Below are 23479 nucleotides of genomic sequence, written 5' to 3'. Positions count from 1 at the left end.
CCGCGCACCGCGCCGCCGCGCGGACCGCCGACCGCGCCCGCACCCCCGCCGATCCCCCCGCGAGGAGTCTTCGTGAGCACCCCCACCACCGCCGCCGCGGTCCCCGAGCCGATGCCCCTCGACGAGATCGACCTCGCCGACAACGACCGTTTCCTGGACGGCGAAACCCCGTGGCGGATGTTCCACACGCTGCGCCGCGAGGACCCCGTGCACTGGCAACCCGAACCGGCCCCCAACAGCGGGTTCTGGGCGTTGACCCGGCACGCGGACATCGTCGCCGTCGACCGCGACCCGGACACCTTCACCTCCACGCGGTTCACCAACCTCGAGGAGGTCGACGACTCGCAGATCGCCATCCGCCGCTCGCTGCTGGAGACCGACGGGCTACGCCACACCGCGCTGCGCAAGCTGCTCCGGAAGCAGTTCACCCCGCGCGCGATCGCCGACTACGGCACGTTCCTGCGCGGGCTCACCGCCCGCACGCTGGACACCGCGCTGGCCAAGGGCACCTTCGACTTCGTGCACGAGGTCAGCGCCGACTTCCCGATCAACGTGCTGGCCAAGATGCTGGACGTGCCCGGCGAGGACACCGGCAAGCTGATCGACTGGGGCAACCGGATCATCGGCAACACCGACCCGGACTACGCGGACGTGCTCCTGGAGAGCAGCGAGAGCGAGCGCTACCGCGAACTACCCTTCCGCAGCCCCGCCTCCCTGGAAGTCTTCGAGTACGGGCGGGAGTTGGCCGCCAAGCGGCGCGGCGGCGCGGGCACCGACCTGGTCAGCCGACTGGTCAACCAGGCTCCCTCGGACGGTGTCCCGCTGTCCGGACACGACTTCGACAACTATTTCCTGCTGCTGGTCGTGGCCGGCAACGAGACCACCCGGCACGCCATCTCGCACTCGATGCTCGCGCTGCTGCGCAACCCGGGGCAGTTGGAACTGCTGCGGGAGAACCTCGCGCTGATGCCGGACGCGGTCGAGGAGTTCCTGCGCTGGGCCTCCCCCGTCTACCACTTCCGCCGCACCGCGACACGCGACACCGAACTGGGCGGCAAGTCGATCCGCGCGGGCGACAAGGTGGTGCTGTGGTTCGCCTCGGGCAACCGGGACGAGGCGGTGTTCGAGAACCCGTACGACTTCGACGTCACCCGCCGCCACGTCGACCACGTCACCTTCGGCAAGGGCGGCCCGCACTTCTGTCTCGGCAACGCGCTCGCCCGCCTGGAGATGCGCGTCATGTTCGAGGAACTCCTGCCGCGTGTCGCCGACATCCGCCTGGCGGGCGAGGTCCGCCGGGTCCGCTCCAACTTCGTCAACGGCATCAAGGAACTCCCGGTGACGGTGACCCTGGCCTAGCGCCCGAGCCGCGGGCCCGGAGCCGACCCCCGCGGCCCGAACGGCGCCGAATCGCCCCCGAAGATCATTTCCGATTCGATCCGGCGGATCATTCGAACGAATTGAACGGGAGGCTACGGCGAGGGCCGAAAAATTGCCGCGTGGAATGTTCGCGACGCAGAATCTGTCAACGAAATCGGTTAACGGTGATTCACCGATCGATCTCGTCGAGGCGAAGGCGACCCCCTCGTGAAGAAGCCGGACGGACTCCGCCCGCCCGACATCCTTGCAGGGTAGGAGCCTGATCGCGGCTTCCACAGGGAGATTTCCAGCCGGTCCGAATGGCCAATAATCGTTCTTGTTCGGCCGCCTATTCAACGCTTAGCGTCCTCCCCGAGATCAAACAGATCTCCTCGAATCGCAGTGCCCACCAAAGCACTGCGACCGATATCGCGGGAGTTGTCATGAACGACAAGATTCTGCTCGAAGAAACCACCGAGACGCGCGACTTCGCCGACCTGGACCTCGACGTCCGCATCGCGGACGGCGAGCTCGAGGCGTCCGCCTTCGGCTCGGCCGGCGGTGGCTGGACGTCGCCGAGCACGTACGGTGTGCAGTCGCGCTGTCCGATCTGCTGCGCCTGACCTGATAGTTCCGGGGGCGGGCGGGTCTGCCCGCCCCCGGGTGTCAACCTCCGGCGAGAGCCGGTCACACGGGCATGGGGTCGGTGCGGAACACGGTGCGACACTCCGAGCGGAATCCTGGGCGCGACGACGGTCCGAACGAGGGACGACACGACGCGCCGGAGAGCGAATACGAACCGGCCGGCCTCGTCTTCGTGCGCATGGCGAGTGTGCCGCGCGCGGAGACCGGCCCGGGTCCGGACCGCGTCGAGCCGGTCCGGGACACGGCCGACGCGCACACCCTCGCGGGACTGCGGCGGATCACCGCCGACCCGCTGCTGCGCGAGGCCGTCAGGGTCGCCAGCGGCAGTCTGTCCGCCGCCCTGGACCGGATCGACGAGGGCATCGACCCCGGCCCGAAGCGGCTTGCGGGCACCGCCCTGTCGGTGACCCGGTACGCGCTGCGGATGGCCGGTCGACCCACCCCGTTCGGCCTGTTCGCGGGCGTGACCGCGGCCCGCCTGGGCGCGTCCGCCCACGTGCGCGTGCACGGCCCCGGCAGCAAGGCGGTCCGCCTGGACGCCGGTCGACTCGACGAGCGGGTGCGGGACTGGCTCGCCGCCCCCGAGGTCCGACGCCGCGTCGACGTCATGCTCAACGACCTGTGCCGGGTGCGCGGCGACCGCCTGATGCTGGCCGGACCCGAACGCGAGATCTCGGTACGACACAGCCCCCTGGTCGCGCACCTGCGGACGATCGCGACCCACCCCGTCCCGTACGAGACCCTGCTCGACCGGGTCGGCGCGGCCTTCCCCGGCGCACCGCGCGATCGCCTCGACGCCTCGGTGGCGCAACTGCTGCGGCACGGCTTCCTGCTCAGCTCGATCACCCCGCACCGCCTGGACGACGCGCTGCTCGATCGCATCGACGGCGCCGTCGAGGACCTGCCGGACGCGGCCCGGGAGTTCCGCGCCACCCGGACCGCCGTACGCGAGTACGAGAAGGCCCGCCCCGGCGAGGGCACCGCGCCCTGGCGCCGGTTGATGGCCCTGGTCGATCCGCACACCGACGCCGCCCATCCGCCGGTCCAGGTGGATCTGCGGATGGACGCCGAACTCACCCTGCCCCGGACCGTGGCCGAGGAGGCGGGCAGCTACGCCGGCGCGATGTGGGCACTGTCCGACGCGTGGGTCACCCACGAACACATGCGCGACTACCGCAACCGCTTCGTCGAGCGGTACGGCACCACCCGCACCGTCCCGCTGGCCGAACTCGTCGACCCGCACCGGGGGCTGGGCTTCCCGACCGGCTACGGCGAACGCCTCGCCGTGGGCGACCGGCCCACCACCGGCTACCGGCCCGGCCGCGACCGACGCGTACTGACCGCCGAACTGGTCCAGGACGCCCTGCTGCGCGAGGACCGTGAACTGCGGCTCACCCCGGAGCTGATCGACCGGCTGGCCGACACCGCACAGTCCGAGCACGGCGAGCCCGCCGCGCCGCCGAACTCGCTCGACCTGTGCTTCCAACTGCTCGCGCACGACGTCGCCGACCTGGACCGGGGCCGGTTCAAGCTGGTCGCCACCCCGCACGCGGGCTCGTGGGTGGCCGGCTCGATGGCCGGCCGCTTCGCCGAACTCACGCACAGTACCGAAGAGTTGGCCAGGCTGGTGCACGCCGCGGCGGACCCCGGCACGCTGCCCGCCCAGGTGACGTTCCGGCCGCACACCGCCCGGGCGCTGAACATGATCCAGGTACCCGAACTGCTGCCCCACCACATCCCGGTCGGGGTGTACGCCGATCGGCGCGATCCGCACTGTCTGGACTGGCGCACGTTGCTCGTGGGCGTCGACGCCCGCGGCCTGACGCTGACCCTGGCCGAGACCGGCCAACGCGTGATGCCCGTGGTGCCGCACATGCTGGCGCTGGATCGCGAGGCGCCCAGGGTGGTCCGGCTGATGGTCGACATCGTCTTCGGCCGGTCCCGGACCTGGACCGGCTGGGACTGGGCGGGCCTGGAGGCGCTGCCACTGCTGCCCCGGGTGAGCTTCGGCCGGGTCGTCGCCGCGCCGCGCCGCTGGACCCCGGACCACGCGATGCGCGCGGCGGTCGAGGATCCGCGCGAGTTCGACCGCGCGCTGCGCGAATGGAGCGATCGATACGGTGTGCCGGACCGGGTCCAGGTGGTGCACTGGGACCGGGTCTACGGGCTCGACCTGGGTGAGTCCTGGCATCGCACGCTGCTGCGCCACGAGGTGCGCAAGGGCCGGCTCGCCCTGTTCGAGGACCTGACCGAAGACGGTCGCGGCTTCGGCTGGGCCGACGGGCACGGCACCGAGGTGGTCCTCCCGCTGACCCGCCGACCCGAGGCCGGCACACCGACCGCGACCGCCCGGGCAACGCCCTCGCGCGGCGCGGAACCTGCCGCCGCCGATTACCGTCTGCCTGGCGAGGACTGGTTGTTCGCAAAGCTGTACGCGACCTCGGACACGCACGACGAGCTGCTCCGGATGCACCTGCCCGCGCTGCTCGCCGAGGTCGGGGAGCGGGTCGACCGCTGGTTCTTCATCCGCTACCTGGACCCCGAGCCGCACATCCGGATCCGGCTGCACGGCGATCCGGCGGCGCTGGCCGAGCACGTGTTGCCGGAACTGGCGCGACGGGTACGGGCGATGCGCGAGGCGGGCGCGATCCGCACGATGGCACTGGACGTGTACGAGCCGGAAACCGAACGCTACGGCGGGCCGGACGCGTTGGCGGCCGCCGAGCGCCTGTTCACGCTGGACAGCAGGTCGGTACTCGCCCAACTGGGCCTGCGGGCACGCGGCGCGCTCGCGGTGCCGGACGAGGTGCTGATCGCGGTCAACCACGCACTGCTCCTGGAGAGCCTGGGCGATTGGGACTGGCCCTCGTGGGTGCGGTACGCGTTCGCCAAGGAACCCGACCAGAGCGCGTTCCGTCGGCATCGCGCCCTGGTCCGGGAGCTGATCCGGCCGGGCCGCACGGCCGCGGCGGTCGGTGAGCGCCTGGGCGTCCCGGCGCTGGCCGAGTTGTGGTCCCGGCCGCCGTACGGCCGGGCGTACGGGGAGATCGTGCTGTCCGACGCGGGTCGCCGACCGGCCGGCGCCGCGCACGAGAACGCCGTACTCGGGCTGTTGCACATGCAGCACAACCGGCTGCTCGGCATCGACCGGGCGGGCGAACAGCGCGGTTACGCGATCCTGCGCGGCATCGCGTGCGACCACCTGGGACGGCTCGCGCACGCGCCGGCGCGGCCCGGTGCCACGAAGGCGGGCGCGACGCGGTCGAGCGTCGCGAACACGGGTGCCACCGGCTCCGCGAGCACGGGTTCCGGTGCCACGAACGACGCGGAGAGGGGCGGTCGGGATGGCTGAACCGACGGCGGCCGGCGGCACGGCGGTGGGCACGAGCACCGAACCCCGCCACGCGGAACGGGCCCGGTCGATCGTGGCCCGGGTGCTCGACCGGCTGGCCGATCCGGCGGCCGTCGCCGCCGACACCGAGGTGCTGGCCGACGCCTCCCGCGACGGCGACGAGCAGCCGCTGTGGACGGACCTGTCGCTCTCCAGCGGGTTCCCCGGCGTCTCCCTGGCCTTCAGCGGCAGCACCCGGCGCGGTCCCGGGCACGCCGAGCGCGCGCACGCCCACCTGGCTCGGGCGATGGCCGTACTGGCCCGGGAGCGCTTCCCGGCGGGCGGCATCTTCACCGGTCCGGGGTCGGTCGCCTTCGCCACCCTGGTCGCACACCGGGCGACCGGCGGGTACGTGAGCGCGCTGACCCGGATGGACGAGCACCAGCGCCGGGTGGTCCGGGCGGCCCTGCCGCGCCCGCGCGGCACCGCACCGCTCGCCACCAACGGCGAGTTCGAGACCGTCCGCGGACTGACCGGGATCGGCCGCTACCTGCTGGCCCGCGACGCCGACGGCGACGAGTTGCGGATGGTGCTGTCCTACCTGGTCGGGCTGGCCGAAGGCGAGATCCTCCACCGCGGTCGCAAGGTGCCGCGCTGGTGGACCCTGGCGGCGCCCAAGCTGGGCCAGGAGGTCGAGATGCCCGCCGGGCATCTGAACCTGGGCCTGTCGCACGGCGTCGCGGGACCGCTGGCACTGCTCGCGCTGACCTGGCGCGCGGGCGTACGGGTGCCGGGGCAACCCGCCGCGATCGAGCGACTGGTGGCGCTGCTGGCCCGATGCGCGGTCCCCGCCGGCGACGGCCTGTGGTGGCCGGCCTATCGCACCCTGGAGCAGTGGGCTTCCGAGCCCGACCCCGACTCCCCGGCACAGCGCCCGTCCTGGTGCTACGGCGTCCCCGGGGTGTCGCGCGCGGTGCAGTTGGCGGCGCTCGCCCTCGACCGGCCCGACTGGCACGAACTCACCCGGCGTTCGGTGTCCGGTCTGCTCGGCACTCCGATCGCGGAGTGGGGCATCGACGATCCGGCGCTGTGCCACGGCTGGGGCGGACTGATGCACCTGCTCGGTCTGCTGGCCGAACACCTCGACGACGCCCGACTACCCGCCGTCCGGGACGAGTTGGCCGCGTTGGTGCTCGCCCAATATCGTGACGAGTACCGCTTCGGCTTCCGCTCGACGATGACCCGCGCCGCGCAGGGCGTGGACGTACCGGCGTTCCTGGAGGGTGCCGCGGGGGTCGTGCTCGCCCTGGACGCGTACGCCGAGGGTCGCACGACGGCGGGCTGGGACCAGGCGCTCCTGGTGGTGTGACGCCGGTGCGCGGAGAGGGGTCAAAAGCCGGATGGTCCCGTGTACGTTCCCCTGCCATGGACTCTTCCAGCGGTATATCGGCCGCTCCGCCCGGATCCGGCGGGCCTGCTCGATCCCCCGGCGCCTCCCGCCCCGGGGGCCGGCCCCGGAACGCGCTCGTGGTGGTCGTGCTCGCCCTCCTGGCCGCCCTCGTCCCGTCCACGGCCTCCGTCGCCACAACCACCCACGCCACCGCGGCCACCCTCACCGCCGCGGAGCAACGGTGGGGCAACGACCGGCTCGATCAGGTCACTTCGCTGACCACGCACAACTCGTTCACCAACTACGAGGACTCGCGGTGGTCCTCGGTCAACCAGTCCGAGTCGGTGCGCGGACAGTTGGATCGCGGCGTGCGCGGGCTGATGCTCGACACGCACTGGTACGAGCACAGCACCGGTCTGTGCATCATCAGCTTCGGCAGCGACTGCTACCCGAGCGACGTGTACCTGTGCCACGGCGACTGCAAGGCGTTCGCGGGGGTGACCTACGCGTTGCCCCGGCAGAGCTTCGCGGCGACGATGCAGACCGTGGTGGACTTCCTGAACGCGAATCCGCTGGAAGTGGTGACCGTGTTCCTGGAGGACTACGTCGACACCGATCGGCTGCGTCGATCCCTGGAGCGGGTGCGCGGGCTGCCGGAGCTGCTCTTCCGGCCGGACACCGCCGGGGTGCGGGACACCGGCTGGCCGAGGGTGGCGGACCTGGTCACCGCGAACAAGCGGCTGCTGGTGTTCTCCGACAAGCCCGGCAAGGAGGGCCTGGGGGTGATGTACGACAAGGAGTGGACCGTGCAGAACTACTGGAGTCTGGGCGACCTGGGCAACGACCTGGCCTGCACGAGCCGATGGTCGGACGTGCCGCTGAACCGAACCGAGCCGGGCTTTCGTCGGTTGTTCGTGATGAGTCACTTCCGCAATGTGCCGACGATCGGGACGGCTGCCCTGGACAACGGGACCAAGCTGCGTGATCGCATCGCACAACAGTGCGGGACGGCCGCGGGCCGGAGTCCGAACTTCGTCGCCGTGGACTTCCATCGGCAGTCCGACGGGAGCGGGCGTTCGCCGGCATCGATCGTCGCGGAGCTGAACGCGGGCTGAGCGGTCCGGCGGGTCGGGGCCGTACGGGTGACCGGGCCGGGCCGCACGCCCGGGCCCGACCCGCACGAATGGGCGAGCGGGAGCGGAGGGGCGGGCCGAAGCGCACGGGCTCCGACGGCGGCGTTGACCGGCGACACGAGGGTGCCGGTCGAACCGCCGTCGGAACGCTCCGTCGGGACCCCCGAGGCGTTCCGTCGCGGCGCCCCCGGTCGGACCGCCCGGCGCGGGCGGTCCGACCATCGCATCCGACCGGGTGGTCCTCAGGCGCGCTTGGCGGTGCGAGCGCTCGTCGTGCGCTTGGCCCCGGTCGTCTTGCGGCCGGGCGTGCTGCGCGTGGTGGGCTTGGCGGTGGTCTTCTTGGCGGTGGTCTTCTTCGCCGCCGCCGTCGCGGTGGTCTTCTTCGCGGTGGTCTTCTTGGCGGTGGTCTTCTTCGCCGCGGTCGTCTTGGCGGCCGTGGTCTTCGCGGCCGCCCTGGGGGTGGCCTTCTTCGCCGTGGTCTTGCGGGCCGGGGCGGCGGTCTTGGCCGCGGTGGCCCGCGTGGTCGCCTTCTTGGCCGTCTTCTTGGCGGTGGCCTTCTTCGCGGTCGTCTTCTTGGCCGCGGCCTTCTTGCCCGCGACGGTGGTACCACCGGTCACCGTGCCCGGCGAGGCCTTCTTGATCGCGGTCTCGCCCCGGGTGAGCTTCTTGGTGCCGCCGGTGAGGTCCTTGAAGCCCTGGCCGGGGCGGAAGCGCGGCACGGAGGTCTTCTTGACCCGAACCCGTTCGCCCGTCTGGGGGTTACGGGCGTACCGGGCGGCGCGCTCGACCTTCTCGAACGAGCCGAAGCCGGTGACCGAGACCCGGTCCCCGGCGACGACCGAACGGATGATGGTGTCCAGGACCGCGTCGACCGCTTCCTCGGCCGCAGCCCGGCCGCCGAGCTTGTCGGCGATGGCTTCGACGAGTTGTGCCTTGTTCATGAGACGCCTTTCGTGGTGCGGGGGTACCGATCGCTTTCGATCGGCCGGACCATCCGACCGATCGGGTCGAACGCCGTTGCGCCAGTACCCATTTCCATGACTGTAACTCTCCGTCACACGGGGGGCATTTCGAACCGCAGCAAAGTGGTGCTCGAAACACCCCCTTGGATCAACGACGAGGGCCCGTGCGGAGATCCGCGCAACGCTCCACAAATCCTGGTGCCCGGTCCCGATGTTGATCGAGCGAGGGGCGGTTTCCCCTTGTGGCACAAGGCCCGAGGCGGTGCGGACCGGTCGTGATCCCGACCCGGCGGCGGCCTTCGGGGGGTGCGGTAATCGGGAAATACGCGCCGACTCGCGCATCCGCCGAACGGATTTCGCACATTCGGCGTGGCAACGGCCGTTCGTGGCCCTGATCCGCGCTCCGAGCCGCCGGCAACTCACCGAATCCGACCCACAATCGATCGTCCGCGTCCCGCGTCCTCCGGAACCGCCGGGCAACCCTCGAATCGGCCGTCGCCGGACCTTCCTCGACCGCCCGAAAGGGCCTTTGACGTGCACCGATACCGGTCCGCCGGATATCTTGCCGGACCGCCGGAAGGCGCGCTTCGATGCCCGGCGGGCGAATCGACCATCCCGGCCGGATTCCGCACCGCTCGGTGGGCCGCGCACGCCCGCCCGGCAGGGCTTTTCGGCTCCCCCGGGGTCGCCTAGACCCCTTCCGGCCGCTGACCCGGCCAGTCCAGTTTCAGGCGTTGCAGCTTCGGCAGTTGGGCGACCACGAGGTCGTACGAGTCCTCGATCAGGTCCCGCACCAGCGTCTCCGGCAGCGAGCCGTCCAGGGTCACGGTGTTCCAGTGCCGCTTGTTCAGGTGGTAGCCGGCCTCGATCGCCGAATGCTCGGCGCGCAGCCGGATCGCGAGTTCCGGGTCGCACTTCAGGCTCACCCGCAACGGCTCCGGGTCGGTCAGCACCGAGAACGCGAAGATCTTGCCGCCCACCTTGAACGTGGACAGGTCGGGACTGCGCCCGAACGGAAACTCCTCCACGGCCCCGTTGAACCCGAGGCACATCCCCCGGAGCCGTTCCGCGCCCATCATCGGCAACCCCTGCTTGTCGACCATCCCGCCAGTATGGCGCCCGTCCACCGCACTAAAGTGCGACCGCGACGGGCCCGAGCGGGGCCCATCCGCCGAGGAGGAGGACCATGACGAACCCGCTGATCGCCGCCGTGGGCGATCGGGAACCGCAGATCGACCCCGGCGCGTTCGTGGCCCTGAACGCGACGGTGATCGGTGCCGTCACCCTCGCCGTCGGCGCGAGCGTCTGGTACGGCGCGGTGCTGCGCGGCGACGCCGAATCGATCGTGGTGGGCCCGGACACCAACATCCAGGACAACTGCACCGTGCACAGCGACCCGGAGTTCCCGACCGTGATCGGCGCCCGCGTGTCCGTCGGCCACAACGCGGTGCTGCACGGCTGCACGATCGAGGACGACGTCCTGGTCGGGATGAACTCCACCGTCCTCAACGGCGCGCACGTCGGCGCGGGCGCCCTGGTCGCCGCCGGCGCCGTGGTCCCTCAGGGCATGCGGGTGCCGCCCGGCGTGCTGGTGGCGGGCGTACCGGCCAAAATCAAGCGCGAACTCACCGAGGACGAGCGCGCCGGCATCAAGGTCAACGGTGCCGGATACCGATTCCTGGCCCAAGCCCACGGCGAGATCACCCCGCGCTGACGTGCGTTCCGGTCCGCCGACGTCCGTTCCCGCTGCGCCGAACCCCGCCGGGTTCGGCGGAGTTCGCGCGTCGGCACGCGCGCCGCGTCCCGGTGTTGCGCGGACCCGTGTCGCGGAACACCGCATCCAACCCCACCGCCGGCCGGCGCGCAAGGGCGCCCCGGCCGGCGGTGGTCGGCGCGCCGCCGGAACCCGAGGTCCCGGGCGTCCGTCCTCCGGATCCTCGATCCGGGTCGAGCGCCGCGCCCGACACCCCCATGCCTCACCGCCGCCGTCGCCGAACCGACCCGGCCGCGCGCCGGCCCATCCGGCCCTCTTCGCGGCTTTCGCCCGTGCTTCGGTGCCGGCTTGAATTCGGCCTCCCACCAGGCAATTTGTCCCAGCCATACGTGACCGTATGGATGCGGAGAGTGGGGTGCGAATCATCACCAAACACCGCATCAAAGACTTCTGTTCATCCATAACCGGAACCGGGCCTTCGACTTGACGCCGGTACGACGAGCCCATGATCGTGTTCCGGCCGCCGGTGTTCCGCGAAGGACTCTCGACGGAGCCGGCCGGACAACCCTCATGCGGAAGGGCTACCGATGGGCCGATTTTGGAATCTCAAGACGCAGAACTCATCCGACAAAATCTCGCGGCCGTCGCCCCCCAGGCCGCAGATGTCACGTCCCACTTCTACGCTCTCCTGTTCCTGCGGCAACCCGCGCTGCGCGACCTGTTCCCCCCGGCGATGGACGTCCAGCGCGACCGTCTGCTGCACGCACTGATCCGCATCGTCGGTGACCTGGAGAACGCTCCGGCACTGAGCGGATTCCTCGGCCAACTCGGTCGTGACCATCGCAAGTTCGATGTCATCGCCGAGCACTACGACCTGGTCGGCGAGTGCCTGGTCGCCGCGCTCGCGCGATTCAGCGGCGACACCTGGAACGACGCCGTGCAGTCCGCCTGGGTGCGCGCGTACGGCGCCGCGGCGGGCATCATGATCGGCGCGGCCGACGAGGATGCCCGGACCAACCCCCCACACTGGGCCGCGGAGATCGTCGCACACGAGAAGCCCGCCGACGACATCGCCGTGGTCACGGTGCGTCCGGACGTACCGTTTCCCTACCGGGCGGGCCAGTACACGTTCCTGGAAACCCCGTGGTGGCCACGGGTATGGCGGGCGTACTCGATCGCCAACGCGCCCGACCCGCAGGGCCTGCTCACCTTCCACGTGCGCTCGGTGCCGGCGGGTTGGGTGAGCAACGCCCTGGTACACAAGGCGAAACCGGGCGATCGGATCAAACTTGGCGCCGCCATGGGCGAGATGGTCGTCGACCACCTGGCACCCAACCCGGTGTTGTGCGTGGCGGGCGGTACGGGACTGGCGCCGCTGAAGGCCATGGTCGAGGAAATGGCCTACTACGGCACCGATCGTTTCGTCGACCTGTTCTACGGCGCCAGCGCGCACAGCGGCCTGTACGGGCTCGAAGACCTGCTGCGGCTGTCCCAGCGGGTGTCCTGGCTGCGGGTGCGGCCCGCGCTCGACGACCTGACCTTGGCGGGGATCAGCGGAGGGGTCTCCGACGTGGTCAAGGAATACGGGCCTCGCTACGACTGCGACGCGTACCTGAGCGGGCCGCCCGCGATGGTGCTGGACAGTGCGCGCGTGTTGCGCAGGCTCGGCCTGAGCCGCAGACAGATCCACCACGACCCGGTCGTCGGGGCGTACGCCACCGACGTCGCGGCCGAGTCGGCCACCCCGGTCGGCGCGGAGGTGCCGGGCTGATCCTTCGGCCGCCGACGCCCACGCGTACCCCACCAGATCCGAAACAGGCTCCCGCGACCCCGTGGTCGCACCGAGCCGGTTCCCAGGAGAACCTTGACCGAGCAGAGCATCACCCGGCTCCGCGGTGATCAGCCGTCGTGCCCCGAACCGCGCCACGAGGTACCCGCCCCGCCCGCCCCGCCCGCCCCACCCGCCCAGCCCGCGCGTCCGCACGGCACCGTGGATCTCGCGCAGGCCCTCTCGTTCCTGGACCGCTTCCATCAGGAGAGCAACTCGCCCACCGATCCCGAGGCCCGCCGGCGAGAGATCGCCGAGCAGATCCGCGAGACCGGCACCTACACCCACACCTCGGCCGAACTCACCTGGGGCGCCCGGGTCGCCTGGCGCAACTCGGCCCGCTGCATCGGCCGGTTGTACTGGAACAGCCTGTCCGTGCGCGACCGCCGGCACGTCAGTCGCCCGGACGAGGTGGCCGCCCAGTGCGCGGGGCACCTGCGCGAGACCTGGCGCGGCGGCCGGATCCGGCCCACGATCACCGTCTTCGCGCCCGACACCCCCACCGGGCCGAAGGTGCGGATCTGGAACGAGCAGCTCATCCGCTACGCCGGCTACCGCCGGGCGGACGGCAGCCTCGTGGGCGACGGCCGCAACCTGGGCATCACCGAACTCGCGTGCGAACTCGGCTGGCACGGGGCCGGCACCGACTTCGACCCGCTACCGCTGATCGTCGAGGACGAGGGCGGCGGACTCCGCGCGTACGCACTGCCCTCGGACGCGATCCGCGAGGTGGAATTGTCCCATCCCGAGCACCCCGGGTTCGCCGCGCTGGGCCTGCGCTGGCACGCGATCCCGGCGATCTCCAACATGCGCCTGGAGATAGGCGGCGTCTCCTACAGCGCGGCGCCGTTCAACGGCTGGTACATGGGCACCGAGATCGGTGCCCGCAACCTGGTCGACGCGGATCGCTACGACATGCTCCCGGCGATCGCCGCGCTGTTCGGCCTGGACACCTCCAGCGAGCGCACGCTGTGGCGGGACCGTGCCTTGATCGAGCTCAACCGTTCCGTGCTGCACTCGTTCGACGCGGCCGGGGCGACCATCACCGACCACCACACCGAGTCCGACCGCTTCCTGCGTCACGTGCAACGCGAGGCGGAGGCGGGCCGCACGTGTCCGGCGGACTGGAGTTGGATCGTGCCGCCCGTCTCCGGCGGCCTGACGCCGGTCTATCACCGCTACTACGACGACTACGACGAGACCACCCATAGCCCGGCCTTCCTGCTCGACGAGGCGGCCGCCGGCCGCTCGGCGGGCCGGCACCCCTGACCCGCCCGCCGGTCGGGCGATCGAGTGAATCCGGCGGACCGGGCGCATCCCGCCCGGTCCGCCGGAGCCGGGAGCACAGGGCCCGGTCCGCCCCCGGGCGCCCGCCACTTGGGTGTTTCGCCGATGTCGGGGCGGGAAATCTCGGGGGCCGCGGTCGCGATGAGGCTCCGGCCGACGCGTCCCCCACGGCGCGTCGTGGCATCAGGTGAAGGAATGGATCGATGGCAACAGGCAAAGTGAAGTGGTTCAATGCGGATAAGGGCTTCGGCTTCATCGAGCAGGACGACGGCAGCCCGGACGTATTCGTACACTTCTCGGCCATCCAGAGCACCGGCTTCCGGCAGTTGGAGGAGAACGACCGGGTCGAGTTCGACGTCACCCAGGGCCCCAAGGGTCCCCAGGCGGAGAATGTCAGCGTCCTCAAGGGCTGACACGGCGCCAGTCGATCGGTCGACCACCGGGGCATCTTCGGGCCCTCGTTCCGAAGATGCCCCGGTTCACGTTCCGGGCCGCGGCGGCGCGGGTCGCCGCGGGCGGGTCCGACGCCGGTGCGGCAGGCGTGCGTTCAGCCGCGGGCGGGTGTGTCCCGGGTCGGGTCGCGGCGGTCCCGGCGGCGGACGATGGTGAGGCCGACGAAACCGGCGACGGTGAGTGCGGCGGTGAGCACCGACAGGGACAACAACAGGTCGACCGTGCCCTGACGGTCGTTCCACGGGTACGACGGGACCGTTGCGCCGTCACCGAACTCGGTGGTGTCGACCATCGACTTCCGCACCCGTACGCCGAACCACACCGCGCCGGCGACCACCGCGGACAGTCCGCTCAGCCCGGCCGACACGAGCGGCGCGAGGTACCAGGCGCCGTGCGGACGCACCGGCACGGGCACCGGCGAGGGGGACGGCGGCTGCCACGCCGGGGGCGGCGGGGTCGGATACGACCGGCGGTTGATCATGGACCACATCCTGGGTCGGCGCCGGATCGGCCGGCCTGAGTACGCGTACTCGGATTCGCGTCGCGTTCACGCCCGGACGATAGGTTCTCCTGCGCACTTGCGTGATCACTCGGGGAAGGTCTCATCGGCATGTCGCGAAGATTGTCGCCGTCCGGCGGCGGACGCATCGAACTCGAGCACTTCCGGTGGTGCCCGTGCTGAGCGCGGCCGACGCCGATGTGAACCCCGCCGTGTTGTGGCCGGCCACCGCGATCACCGCGCTCCTGCTCACCCTCGGACTGGCCTGGGGCGCCCGGCGGTTGCTCGGGCTGCCGGTGGGCACGCGCCGCACACTCGCCGCGGGACTGCTCGGACTCGTGGTGTCGTGGGCACTCGGCGGCAGCGTCCAACGGCACAATCCCGGCGTATTCATGACCATCACGCTCGGTGTGGCGCTGCTCGCCGCGATGACCTTCATCGTGGTGACCGAGGCGCTCGTCCCGAGCGGATCGTGGCCGGGCACGGTCGAGTTCGTCCGGGGACTGCGCCGCCGCTTCGCGCGCGGACGCCGCTACTCGCAGATCAGTCGGATCGCGGCCAGGCACGGACTCGGGCCCTACCTGCGCGGGCGCCGGGCCGATCGCACGAGCCGGCGGGCCGGCCTGGCCCGCTCGTTGCAGGAGGCGCTCCAGGACGGCGGGGTCACCTTCGTCAAGCTCGGCCAGGTGTTGTCCACCCGCCGCGACCTGCTGCCGGTCGAGTTCGTGGACGCGCTCGCGCTGCTCCAGCACCGCGTCGCGCCCGCGCCCTGGGCGGAGGTGGAGCGGGTTCTGACCGCCGAACTGGGCGCGCCGGTGACCGAGGTGTTCGCCGAGTTCGATCCCGAGCCGCTCGCGGCCGCGTCGATCGCCCAGGTCCATCGCGCCCGGCTGCGTTCCGGCGCGGAGGTGGTGGTCAAGGTGCAGCGCCCGGGGATCGGACCGATCGTCGAGCGGGATCTGGACATCCTGGCCCGGCTGGCGACGAGCCTGGACCGGCGCACCACATGGGGGCGCGCGCTGGGCCTGGTCGAGCTCGCCGACGGCTTCGCGGTGGCGCTGCGGGAGGAGTTGGACTTCCGGATCGAGGCGCGCAACACCGCCGCGGTGACCGCCGCCGGCGCCGGACGGCGCGACGCCCGGCTGATCCTGCCCGGACTGCATCCCGAGCTGAGCACCGCACGGGTGCTGGTGCTCGACCGGCTGGACGGCATACCGCTGGGCGACGCCATCGCGACGCTGGACGAGCGCGGGGTCGATCGGGGCGAGTTGGCCCGGATGTTGTTGGGCGAGTTGTTGCGGCAGCTCATGTTCGACGGGATCTTCCACGCCGACCCGCACCCGGGCAACATAATGTTGCTCGCCGACGGCCGGTTGGCGCTGCTCGACTTCGGCTCGGTGGGCCGGATCGACGCGCAACTGCGGGCCGGACTCCAGGAACTGCTGCTCGCGCTCGGCCGCGCCGATCCGGCCGCGATGTCCGACGCGCTGCTCCAGGTGGTGACCCGCCCGGCGGAGTTGGACGAGCAGCGGCTGCAACGCGCGCTGGGCCAGTTCATGGCCCGCCATCTCAGCGCGGGCCTGGCGCCGGATCTGGCCATGTTCACCGACCTGTTCCGGCTGGTGTCCGCGTTCGAGTTGACCGTGGCACCGGAGATCGCCGCCGTCTTCCGGTCGTTGGCCACCGTCGAGGGCACGCTGACCGGGATCGAACCTGGCTTCGACATCTTCGCCGAGGCGCGCGGCTACGCGACCAAGCACGTCACCGACCGCTTGGAGCCGGCCGGTCTGCGCGATGCCGCGGCCAGTGAACTGATGCATCTGCTACCGGTGTTGCGCCGCCTTCCGCGTCGCTTCGAGCGGGTGACGGGCGCGCTGGAGGAGGGTCGGCTGGGGGTCAACGTCCGGTTGTTGGCCGACGAACGCGACCGCCGCGTGCTCACGTCCATGCTGCATCGGACGCTGCTGACGGTGCTCGGCGCGACGGCCGGGATCATGGCCGTGCTGCTGCTGGGCACCGAGGGCGGGCCGCGGGTGGGCGACAGCGTGGGCCTGTACCAACTGTTCGGCTACAACCTGCTGGTGGTGAGCTGCGTCCTGGTCCTGCGCGTGTTGTTCGGCATCTTCCGGGCGGAACGCGCGGACGCGCGAACATGACGTCGGGGCCGGTGGCGGGCTCCGACACGGAAGTCGGCTACCTTCCGCCCGCGGTCGGAGACGCTCGGGTAGCTTGACCGTTTCATGATCGTTTCGTTCGGCGTCATGCCGTCCCACACCACTCGGCCACCCCAGGGGGACCCTCGATGAAGCGTTGGCCCGCAGCCCTCGTCCTCGCGTTCGGCATCACCATAGGCGCCGGCGGCGCCCAGACCGCGGTCGCCGCCACGTCGCACGCTCCCGCGTGCGTGGCCGACGCCTCGCCCGGACACACCCGCCGACACCTGCCGGACGCGGAGATCTTCGTCACCGACAACACCGCGGTGATCAGCGACCCGAACGATCCCCGGCTGGACACCCCCTTGAACCGGTTCGCGTGCGAGGTGCGGGCGATCGTCCGCGCACATGGCGCCGACCCGGAGAAGTCCTCGCTGCTCGACGGCGTGTTCTGGTCCGGCGACCTGCAGAGCACCACCTACGAGCGCTCGCGCGAGTTCGACGTCGACGACATCGACGCCGCGCGGCTCCACCACATCGCCGAGGTGCTGCGCAAGCGCTACGCGCAGGAGTCGGTGCTGACGTTCGAGTACCTGCGCGCCGACTCGCCGCGTGCGGACGCGATCGAGGTCGAGGTGCCGGGCGTGACCGTACAGCGCCTGCACGACGGGCTGGCCGCCGACCCCGAGGCGCGCGACCGCCTGTTCGGCGGCTCGGTCACCGTGCGCGGCGGCAAACTGATCCTGGTCGCGGACCGCGCGGACACCGACCTGGTCCGCCGCTTCGTCGGCACCCTGGGTGGCGACTGGTCCAAGGCCACGATCCACCACGGCGATCGCGAGTTCGTCGGGTAGCCGGGTCGGTCGGGTCGGGGTCGGGGTCGGAACGGGCCAACGGCTCCGGAACATCGAAACCATGCCCGACGCGCAGGCCGCCGCGGCGGCGGCCTGCGCGTCGGGAAGCCCTGCCGGCGAGGTGATCCGTCTTGCCCGGCGATCCGGCCGCTGCTTTCTTCGAGGATCGAACTGCCTTGATTGTGACGGGATTTGCTCAGGCGGTGCCGACCCGCCGGCCGGGCCGGGAGACGGGGCCCGATTCTTGGTGTTTTCGATCTTTCACGGTAATGATTCGGCTATGTCACGCACCTTTGAGGATCTGTTGGCCGAGGCCGAGTCGGCCTCCGTGGAAGGCTGGGACTTCTCCTGGCTCGACGGGCGGGCCACCGAAGCGCGCCCCTCGTGGGGTTACCAGCGACTGATGGGCGAGCGGCTGGGGGGCGTGGCGGCGGCGCTGGACATCCAGACCGGCGGCGGCGAGGTGCTCGCCGGGGCGCCCAAGTTGCCGACGACGATGGTCGCCACCGAGTCCTGGCCGCCGAACCTGGCCAAGGCCACCCGGTTGTTGCACCCGCTCGGCGCGGTCGTGGTCGCCGATCCGGACGAGCCACCGCTGCCGTTCGCCGACGCCGCGTTCGACCTGGTCACCAGTCGGCATCCGGCCACGGTGTGGTGGGCCGAGATCGCCCGCGTGCTGCGCCCCGGCGGCACGTACCTCGCCCAACACGTCGGTCCCGCGTCGGTGTTCGAGCTGGTCGAGTACTTCCTCGGGCCGCAGCCCGAGGCCCGCGAACATCGGCACCCCGACACCGAGAGCGCCGACGCGCGGGCGGTCGGGCTGGAGATCGTGGATCTGCGCTCGGAGCGGTTGCGGATGGAGTTCTTCGACATCGGCGCGGTGGTCTACTTCCTGCGCAAGGTGATCTGGATGGTGCCCGGCTTCACCGTGGACGCCCACCGGGACCGGCTCCGTGACCTGCACGAACTCATCGAACGGGACGGCCCGTTCGTCGCCCACTCGGCGCGGTTTCTGATCGAGGCGCGTCGGACCGGCTGAGTGGATCCCAGGTGGTCGGAGTCGGTCGCGGCCGGTCGGAGCCGAACCGACCGGCCGATCGGAGCCGGACGGCGGACGGGCCCGGCTGGGTCGGACCCGTCCGCGGACGGCCGCCGGTGGGTCAGGCGAGCGCGACCAGGTCCAGGTAGTCCGTGCTCCACAGGTCCTCGGCGGCGTCCGGGAGCAGCAGCACCCGATCCGGGCGCAGCGCCTCGATCGCGCCCCGGTCGTGGGTGACCATCACGATCGCGCCGGGATAGGTGCCGACCGCCGCGAGCACCTCGTCCCTGGAGGCCGGGTCGAGGTTGTTGGTGGGCTCGTCGAGCAGCAGCACGTTGGCGCCCGAGTGGACCAGGCCGGCCAACGCGAGCCGGGTCTTCTCGCCGCCGGAGAGCACCTCGGCCCGCTTGTCCGCGTCGTCCCCGGTGAACAGGAACCCGCCCAGCACCTGCCGTACTTCACCGTCGCTCAGGTGCGGGGCCGCCGCTGCCAGGTTGTCGCGGACCGAACGGGAGAGGTCCAGGGTGTCGTGTTCCTGGGCGAAGTAGCCCAGGCGCAGCCCGGTGCCGGCCACCACGCGCCCCCCGTCCGGCGTCTCGTGCCCGGCGAGGACGCGCAGCAGGGTGGTCTTGCCGGCACCGTTGAGGCCGAGTACGACCAGCCGGCTGCCTCGGTCGACGGCCAGGTCGACGCCGGTCAACACGCGGTGGTCGCCGTAGGACTTGGTCAGGCTGATCGCGCCCAGCGGAATGCGCCCGCAGGGGGCCGGTTCGGGCAGCCGGATGCGGGCATGCCGGTCGGCGTGCCGGGCCGGTTCCAGGTCGGCCAACATCCGGTCCGCGCGGCGGGCCATGTTGCGCGCGGCCACCGCGGTCGCGACGTTGGCGCGCATCCGGTCCGCCTGGGCGTGCAGGGACGCGGCCTTGCGTTCGGCGTTGGCCCGCTCGCGGGTCCGCCGGCGTTCGTCCGCGGCGCGCTGCGCGAGATGGCCGGACCACCCGGTGTTGTGCACATCGAGTGCGGCGCGCTGCGGGTCGAGGTGGAAGACCCGGTTGACGGTGGCGGCAAGCAACGAAGTGTCGTGGCTGATCAGCACCAGACCGCCCCGGTGGGCGAGCAGAAAGCCGCGCAGCCAGTCGATCGAGTCGGCGTCGAGGTGGTTGGTCGGCTCGTCCAGGAGCAGCGTGCCGTGGTCGGCGAACAGGATGCGGGCCAGTTCGACGCGGCGCCGTTGGCCGCCGGAGAGCGTGCCGACGGGTTGGTCCAACACCCGTTCCGGCAGGCCGAGGCCGGCCGCGACCCGGGCCGCCTCGGCCTCGCCCGCGTACCCGCCGCGCGCCTGGAATTCCGCCTCGGCCCGAACGTAGGCGCGCATCGCCCGCTCCAACGCGGCCGGGCCGACCGCGTCGGCCGGCGCGGTCTCGGCCGCCCGCAACGCGCGGTCCGCCCGGTCCAGGCCGCGTGCGGATCGGATCCGGTCGGTGACGGTGACCGTGCGGTCGGCCGCGCGGGAGTCCTGGGGCAGGTGGCCGAGCGAGCCGGTACGGGTGACGGTTCCGGCGGCCGGCCGGACCCTGCCGGCCACGGTGTCCAGCAGGGTGGTCTTGCCCGCGCCATTGCGGCCGACCAGGCCGATCCGGTCGCCGGGGGCGATGTGGAAGTTGACGTCGGACAGCAGCAGGCGGGCGCCGACGCGTACGTCGACACCGCGAAGGGTGATCATGGAATTACGCTCCGAGATGGCAAGAGGACACACGGGTGACGTGTAAGCGGGTCCTCTTGCTAGGACAGTCGGGGCGTAGACATGGGGGTCAGGCTAACAACCCACGCCCGGTGGCTGTCCAAGCCTTTTTGATCGCGTACGGAGGCGGGCGCTTCGTGTACCGGGCCGACGAGCGGGCCGTGCCGGTCGGGCCCGGCGTACGGGTCCGGGCGGGTGACAGGGCGTAGCCCGGGGGCGGTCTCCGCGTTGAGCAGGGTATGACGCACACTCGACGCATTCTGGCCGGCATTCTGCTGACCGCGGGGGCCGCCGCGCTCGCCGCGCCGGTCGCGAACGCCGCACCCGGTACGGACATCGCCCTGAACACCCCGCACCACACGCCGCCGGCGACCGACGGCGCCGACGCGGCCCTCGACGCCACGGTGTCCTCGCTGATGGGCGGCCTCAAGCACTGACACCGGCCCCGGCCCCGACCCGGACCCGCGAGCCGGACGGCGGCGGACGTTTCCCGACGGGAGGCGACCGCCGCCCGGCACCGACGTGGGCACGGAACGTGTCGGACGCGACGGTCCGGCCTTCGGCCGGATCAGGCCGATCTGCTGCTCGACGCCCTGATCGCCGAGGGCCCGGCGGCCGACCTGCGCGCGGGCTACGCGGATCCGTTCTCCGCCGCGCTGCATTGCAGGGTGATCGGCGTCCCGTTCGCGGACCGGCGGCGACTGATGGCGGGCCTGGGCATCGCGTTCGTGACCAGTCCGCGGGTCTTCGAGGGAGTGGGCGCTAACCGGCGCAAGGATCACGCGTACATGCGCGCCCGGCTGAACGCGCCCGCCGCCGAACAGAGCGGACTGCCACTTGATCGGCCTCGGCCCGGCCGACGTGCCGCCCCGCACGTCGGCCGGGTCCGGGATCCGCGGCGCGGGGGTGGGCCGACGGGAGCGTGTCGGCCCACCCCTGCCGTCAGCGGAGCGCGGGGACCACCGACGCGGCGGCCGGACTGGCGGGCTTGGCGGACTTGCCACCGGTGCCTGCCGACGTGGATGGCCGGCGGGTGCCGGTCGAGGTCGCCGTGGAGGTCGAGGTGGAGGTCGACGACGCGCTCGCGCTCGGGCCGGTGACGCCGGCACTGCCCGTGGACCCGCTCGGAGTCGCCTTCTTGCCTCGCTCGGGCAGCGGCGGCGGGGTCGCGGTGGGCGCGTCCCGGTCCCCGGCGCTGCCGGGCGGTCGGGCGACGGCGAGGTCCGGCCGGGTCGGGTCGGTGATCACGAACGTCTTCACCGGCTGCTTGGCCTTCTTCACCGTCGTGGGCTTGGATCCGGTCCGCTTCCAGGAGGCGTCGGCGGTATCGAGACGTACGTGGGCGGCGTCCTTCTCCGGCCCGGCCAACGGATTCCCGCAGTTGCACTTGACCACCGGCTGCCCGAGCTCGTCGATCAGCACCGCGGTACCGGCTTGGAGGATCGCGTCGAAGGCCACCAGCGCCCCGTTCTTGAGCGTGTGATTACGCACGAGGGTGTCGGTGCGCAGCACGACCGGGGTGAGCCGCGTCACGAACGCGCGGATGGCGGGTGTGCCGGCGACCTTGAGCACCTTCATCCACCGGGTCGCGGGCACCAGGTTGGCGGCCAGGCCGAGGAATTGGATCAACTGCTCCTTGTCGCAGATCCGCGCCTTGTTGGAGCCGCCGAACAGACCGGGGGTGTCGCCGGACAGCTTGGCGGCGGACACCTTGGGACGCAGACCGAGCGCGTCCAGCCCGAAGTTGACCGAGAAGAACGGATCGGCGCCCAGGTCGCCCGCCACGACCCCGACCACCTTCGACACCTTCGCGTCCGCACAACCGGACGCGGCACCGAGCAGCAGCGCACACGCGGTGAACACGGCGACCAGCGCGGCGTACCAGGGGCGACGGCGAACCCGTCCATCGACGCCTCCGGTTCGCCTTCGCGCAGGCGGTGGCCAAGCCTCCATCGCATCCCCCCGAGACGACGGCGCGGAACCTCCCGGTCCGCCCTCACCTTCATGATGCGACAAATCGCCCCGTGCGGTGGGCCAATTCCCCATCTTTCACAACCCGACCGCACCACGCGCGCGGCGAGCCGGCGGGGGCGGACGGTCCGGGGCGGGCGAAGGCGACGGGGGCGGGTGGTCCGAGCGAAGGAGCTTATGGGAGCGGGGAGTTGGGGGTTGCCGCGGCAACTGGCGCGGGCTGAGCGAAGAGCCGAACGCCCGGGTCGACGGGCGGTTGGGGGCGAGGCCCGGGATTCGACCGCTCACGGGAGCCGGGGCGTGGCGAACGCGGCGGGCCGGGTGGGCCGGACGAAAGAACGCCTGGGGGTGGGGAGTTGCGCCGCGCAGCGATGCGCAGCGGTGGCGCGCGGGCTGGACGGAGGCCCGGATGCGCGGGTCGGTGGGGCGATGGGGTGAAGCCCGGGGTTCAGCCCCGGACGAGCGCGGCGATCGCTTCCGGGATCGGGGTCGGGCCCTCGACCAGGTCCAACGTGCGGCCGGCTGTGGCCGGTTCGTCCAGGAGTGCCGCCAGGACCGCGGCGACGTCGTCGCGGGTGACCGCGCCGCGGTCGGTGTGCTCGGCGAGGGTGACCAGGCCGGTGCCCGGGTCGTCGGTGAGACGTCCCGGGCGCAGGATCGTCCAGTCCAGATTCGCGCGGGACCGCACGTCCGCGTCCGCCGCGCCCTTGGCGCGCAGGTAGGCCGCGAATACCTCGTCCGTGCCGGCCGGCGGTTCGCGGTCCGCGCCCATCGCCGACACGACCACGAACCGCCGCACGCCCGCCTGTTCGGCCGCGTCCGCACACAGGGTCGCCGCGCCTCGATCCACGCTGTCCTTGCGGGCGATCCCGCTGCCGGGCCCCGCCCCCGCCGCGAACACCACGGCATCGGCGCCGGTCAGGTGCCCGGCGACCGCCGCCACGGTGGCCGTCTCGAGATCGCAGACGATGGGTCGGATGCCGCGTTCGACCAGGTCGGATTGTTGCGCCGGGTTGCGGATGAGCCCCGCCGCCTCGTCGCCGCGCTCGGCGAGCAACGCCCCCAGCCGCAGACCGATTCGACCGTGTCCACCCGCGATGACAATGCGCATGTGGATCAT

The 23479-nt window shown here is 71.8% G+C and carries 19 protein-coding genes; 13 read left to right on the top strand and 6 right to left on the bottom strand.

The window, feature by feature from the left end:
• Positions 1-111 precede the first annotated feature (111 nt).
• The 5 genes from ACIBSV_RS03425 (at position 112) to ACIBSV_RS03405 (ending at position 7840) form a co-directional block, all read left to right on the top strand.
• Complete coding sequence (locus ACIBSV_RS03425) at positions 112-1359, top strand: cytochrome P450 (protein WP_395859333.1); 1248 nt, start codon at positions 112-114, stop codon at positions 1357-1359.
• 443 nt (positions 1360-1802) lie between these two features.
• Positions 1803-1982 (top strand): SCO0268 family class II lanthipeptide, encoded by a 180-nt coding sequence (gene lanA, locus ACIBSV_RS03420; protein WP_395859213.1) that lies wholly within the window; start codon positions 1803-1805, stop codon positions 1980-1982.
• Between the two features lie 95 nt (positions 1983-2077).
• Positions 2078-5356, top strand: coding sequence for a lantibiotic dehydratase (locus tag ACIBSV_RS03415; RefSeq protein ID WP_395859212.1), 3279 nt, complete (start codon positions 2078-2080; stop codon positions 5354-5356).
• On the top strand, positions 5349-6704 hold the full coding sequence (locus ACIBSV_RS03410) for a lanthionine synthetase C family protein (RefSeq protein WP_395859211.1): 1356 nt from the start codon (positions 5349-5351) through the stop codon (positions 6702-6704). Before ACIBSV_RS03415 ends, ACIBSV_RS03410 begins: the two co-directional genes overlap by 8 nt.
• A gap of 56 nt (positions 6705-6760) precedes the next feature.
• On the top strand, positions 6761-7840 hold the full coding sequence (locus ACIBSV_RS03405; RefSeq protein ID WP_395859210.1) for a PI-PLC domain-containing protein: 1080 nt from the start codon (positions 6761-6763) through the stop codon (positions 7838-7840).
• 260 nt (positions 7841-8100) lie between these two features.
• Here ACIBSV_RS03405 and ACIBSV_RS03400 read toward each other — a convergent pair whose 3' ends face one another.
• Positions 8101-8799, bottom strand: coding sequence for an HU family DNA-binding protein (locus ACIBSV_RS03400; protein ID WP_395859209.1), 699 nt, complete (start codon positions 8797-8799; stop codon positions 8101-8103).
• A gap of 710 nt (positions 8800-9509) precedes the next feature.
• On the bottom strand, positions 9510-9896 hold the full coding sequence (locus tag ACIBSV_RS03395; RefSeq protein ID WP_395859332.1) for an MmcQ/YjbR family DNA-binding protein: 387 nt from the start codon (positions 9894-9896) through the stop codon (positions 9510-9512).
• A 110-nt stretch (positions 9897-10006) separates the two neighbouring features.
• Here ACIBSV_RS03395 and ACIBSV_RS03390 point away from each other — a divergent pair, with 110 nt between their 5' ends.
• The 4 genes from ACIBSV_RS03390 to ACIBSV_RS03375 all read left to right on the top strand — a co-directional run bounded on the left by ACIBSV_RS03390 (position 10007) and on the right by ACIBSV_RS03375 (position 14062).
• A complete protein-coding gene (locus ACIBSV_RS03390; protein ID WP_395859208.1) occupies positions 10007-10534 on the top strand; it encodes a gamma carbonic anhydrase family protein in 528 nt (175 codons plus the stop codon).
• Positions 10535-11132: 598 nt separating this feature from the next.
• The gene (locus tag ACIBSV_RS03385; RefSeq protein WP_395859207.1) at positions 11133-12305 is read left to right on the top strand and encodes a globin domain-containing protein; all 1173 of its coding nucleotides are present in this window, start codon (positions 11133-11135) and stop codon (positions 12303-12305) included.
• A gap of 219 nt (positions 12306-12524) precedes the next feature.
• Entirely contained in the window at positions 12525-13631 is a 1107-nt protein-coding gene (locus ACIBSV_RS03380) for a nitric oxide synthase oxygenase (RefSeq protein WP_395859331.1), read from the top strand.
• 221 nt (positions 13632-13852) lie between these two features.
• On the top strand, positions 13853-14062 hold the full coding sequence (locus ACIBSV_RS03375; protein WP_395859206.1) for a cold-shock protein: 210 nt from the start codon (positions 13853-13855) through the stop codon (positions 14060-14062).
• Between the two features lie 134 nt (positions 14063-14196).
• Here ACIBSV_RS03375 and ACIBSV_RS03370 read toward each other — a convergent pair whose 3' ends face one another.
• A complete protein-coding gene (locus tag ACIBSV_RS03370) occupies positions 14197-14583 on the bottom strand; it encodes a hypothetical protein (RefSeq protein ID WP_395859205.1) in 387 nt (128 codons plus the stop codon).
• A 188-nt stretch (positions 14584-14771) separates the two neighbouring features.
• Here ACIBSV_RS03370 and ACIBSV_RS03365 point away from each other — a divergent pair, with 188 nt between their 5' ends.
• The 3 genes from ACIBSV_RS03365 (at position 14772) to ACIBSV_RS03355 (ending at position 18647) form a co-directional block, all read left to right on the top strand.
• The gene (locus ACIBSV_RS03365) at positions 14772-16757 is read left to right on the top strand and encodes an ABC1 kinase family protein (protein WP_395859204.1); all 1986 of its coding nucleotides are present in this window, start codon (positions 14772-14774) and stop codon (positions 16755-16757) included.
• A 146-nt stretch (positions 16758-16903) separates the two neighbouring features.
• Entirely contained in the window at positions 16904-17608 is a 705-nt protein-coding gene (locus ACIBSV_RS03360) for a hypothetical protein (protein ID WP_395859203.1), read from the top strand.
• A gap of 280 nt (positions 17609-17888) precedes the next feature.
• Complete coding sequence (locus ACIBSV_RS03355; protein ID WP_395859202.1) at positions 17889-18647, top strand: class I SAM-dependent methyltransferase; 759 nt, start codon at positions 17889-17891, stop codon at positions 18645-18647.
• A 121-nt stretch (positions 18648-18768) separates the two neighbouring features.
• Here ACIBSV_RS03355 and ACIBSV_RS03350 read toward each other — a convergent pair whose 3' ends face one another.
• On the bottom strand, positions 18769-20370 hold the full coding sequence (locus tag ACIBSV_RS03350) for an ABC-F family ATP-binding cassette domain-containing protein (RefSeq protein WP_395859201.1): 1602 nt from the start codon (positions 20368-20370) through the stop codon (positions 18769-18771).
• 257 nt (positions 20371-20627) lie between these two features.
• On the opposite strand from ACIBSV_RS03350, the gene ACIBSV_RS03345 reads away from it, so the two are divergent.
• Positions 20628-20825 carry a hypothetical protein gene (locus ACIBSV_RS03345; protein WP_395859200.1) on the top strand — a complete coding sequence of 66 codons (198 nt, stop codon included), beginning with the start codon at positions 20628-20630 and terminating at the stop codon, positions 20823-20825.
• Positions 20826-21330: 505 nt separating this feature from the next.
• On the opposite strand, the gene ACIBSV_RS03340 is transcribed toward ACIBSV_RS03345, so the two are convergent.
• Positions 21331-22251 (bottom strand): DUF6777 domain-containing protein, encoded by a 921-nt coding sequence (locus ACIBSV_RS03340; protein ID WP_395859199.1) that lies wholly within the window; start codon positions 22249-22251, stop codon positions 21331-21333.
• Positions 22252-22807: 556 nt separating this feature from the next.
• Positions 22808-23470 (bottom strand): SDR family oxidoreductase, encoded by a 663-nt coding sequence (locus tag ACIBSV_RS03335; protein WP_395859198.1) that lies wholly within the window; start codon positions 23468-23470, stop codon positions 22808-22810.
• Between the last annotated feature and the right edge of the window lie 9 nt (positions 23471-23479).

The sequence above is a fragment of the Embleya sp. NPDC050154 genome (assembly GCF_044460165.1).
GTDB lineage: Bacteria > Actinomycetota > Actinomycetes > Streptomycetales > Streptomycetaceae > Embleya.
The sequence above is the reverse complement of the archived record's forward strand: the minus strand, read 5'-3'. Positions and strand labels throughout refer to the sequence as shown.